The 2,103-nt window shown below is 43.7% G+C and carries 1 protein-coding gene; it reads left to right on the top strand.

What is annotated here, in order from left to right; genetic code table 11:
• The coding region (locus Q0140_RS01330; RefSeq protein ID WP_297960851.1) for an autotransporter outer membrane beta-barrel domain-containing protein at positions 1-1,801 on the top strand (1,801 nt) is incomplete at its 5' end.
• Positions 1,802-2,103 lie beyond the last annotated feature (302 nt).

Here is a 2,103-nt window from a genome sequence, read left to right as displayed (position 1 = left end):
ATTTTTAGGAAATTTCGACATTACTATGGATCAAGACGATATATGGAGCAACGATATATCTGATAAAGCTATCAAATTTAGAAAAATCGAGGATCAAAACGAAGCAGCCGTTTGGGCAGCAAGAAAAGCCATCCTTGCTTCAAAACAAAATTTAAGCCCAGAGGAAAAAGCTGAGCTTACTTTTGAGACCGCAAGAGAGAAGGCGAGAGCCGAGCGGGCCGCACAGGGCTATGAGGGTGCGCTCATCAAAAGAGGCAACGGTACCTTAACACTTACGGGCAACAACACTTTCACCGGGGTTACCACTATCTATGGTGGTAAAATTTCGGCACTCAATCAATCAATCGGTAAAAGCAAACATATCGATGTACAAAATGGCGGCGAACTTGAAATCTTGCACTCTGCAGTATATAGGATACCTGAAAGGAACGGCTGGCGAAGCGTGAGCAAGGCAAGCGATGCAACCACCGTAAAAGCAACAATCAATAGCGGTGGCGCATTCGTAGTAAATGATGGCGTGAATAATTTAAATTTGAGCTTTAAGCAAGGCTCATTACTAAGAGCAGGGCAAGTTAATACTAGCGATCTTCAAAACCTCGTCGACAACCCCGGCTCTAAGAAAATTTTAACCGCCACGGGCACATTTAGCGGTGCAAATTTAGCAAGCACTCAGGATAGCTATGCGTTTTTCAAAACGAGCAAAGAGGAGGCGAGTGGCTCAAATTTACGCCTTTCGATCCAAAGTGGAACGAGTATGCAAGATTTTGCACTAAGCTCTTCGCAAAGAGCGTTCGCAGATCTACTCGTCGCCAATCGCAGCAGCGGAATTTATACGCAAATTTTAGGCTCAAACCATGCTCAAGCGCGAGAGTATTATAGCGCGTTCGCAAATGATGCTGAATTCGCTGCGGTAAATAATTCCGCGATAAATTCCATAATGATGGCAAGCATCGTTAAAAACCGAGGTGGCGCGAATGCTGTAAATATTGATAAAGACACTAGATTTTGGATCTTTTCGGGCACAAATCGAATTAAATCCGATAAAGATACCGGTATTGGTAAATTGCATTCCGATTCGTTCGTAAATTTAATCGGTATTGACTCTTTAATCGGCGATAGTTCAAGCGTCGGTGTATTTGTAGGCGCAGGGCGTACGGACGATAAAATAAGCGGCACCAAGGAAGTCAAAAGCAAGGATTTTCATAGCGGAATTTATTCCGACATCGGTTTTGAACCTGTTAAATTTAGCTTCGGTGCGATATATTCGAAATATGATCGAGATAGAAAGCTAATCTCATCGGTTTCGCCTATAGTTTACGAATATGTAGGTTCAAATGCCTCTAGTTTAAGTGCATTCGCACAGGTTTCTTATATGGGTTTTAGCAACGCGGACAGCTTTAGTGTAGAACCCTATGCTGGTGTTTCGCATACTCGCACGAAAATAGACGATGTCAGCAACTCTTTGATTCGCATTGAAAACAAAACGCGAAATTTACAAGCCGTAAGCATTGGTATAAAACCTAGCGTTCCGTTTAGAATCGGCGGAGTAGGTTTAAGAGCAAGTGCAGACGTGGCATATAATCGCTTCTTTTCGGATAAGCAGCCCCAGGCTTATTTATACGTAAACGGGCTAGGTGGTACGCAGCTAAAAGGTGAGAAGTTACAAAACCTAACGACCGCCGAAGCAGGAATCGAGGCGTCTCTTTCAAGCCGCGCTACGCTTAAGCTCTCCTACGTCGGAGCATATGGAAGCGATGTTAAATCTAACGGCATAGGACTAAGATTTAGACTGGAATTTTAGTAGAAAGGTAACGATGAATTTCGGTGGTACCGAATTTTGAGCCAAGCGTTTTAATTTGGATCGAATTAGACATTTTTTAATTCTACGGCAAGACGGCGTATGAGGTGTAAATTTCGCATTTTAAAGGCGATATTTTCGCGCCTCATGCCGAAAGCCGTATAAAATTAACGAGCGAGTGCGGCCTGGAATTTTAACGCGGACGAAGCGGCCGATACAAGCAAGCGGTGCTGGCGAGTCAAATTTAAACGAGCAAGACGATGCGAGCAGGCAAATACGAGCTAAATTCTATAAGAGCGGACGAG

The sequence above is a fragment of the uncultured Campylobacter sp. genome, assembly GCF_938045405.1.
In the GTDB taxonomy this organism is placed as follows: Bacteria; Campylobacterota; Campylobacteria; order Campylobacterales; family Campylobacteraceae; genus Campylobacter_B.
Note: the sequence above shows the minus strand (reverse complement) of the source record. Positions and strands in the feature narration are given on the sequence as shown.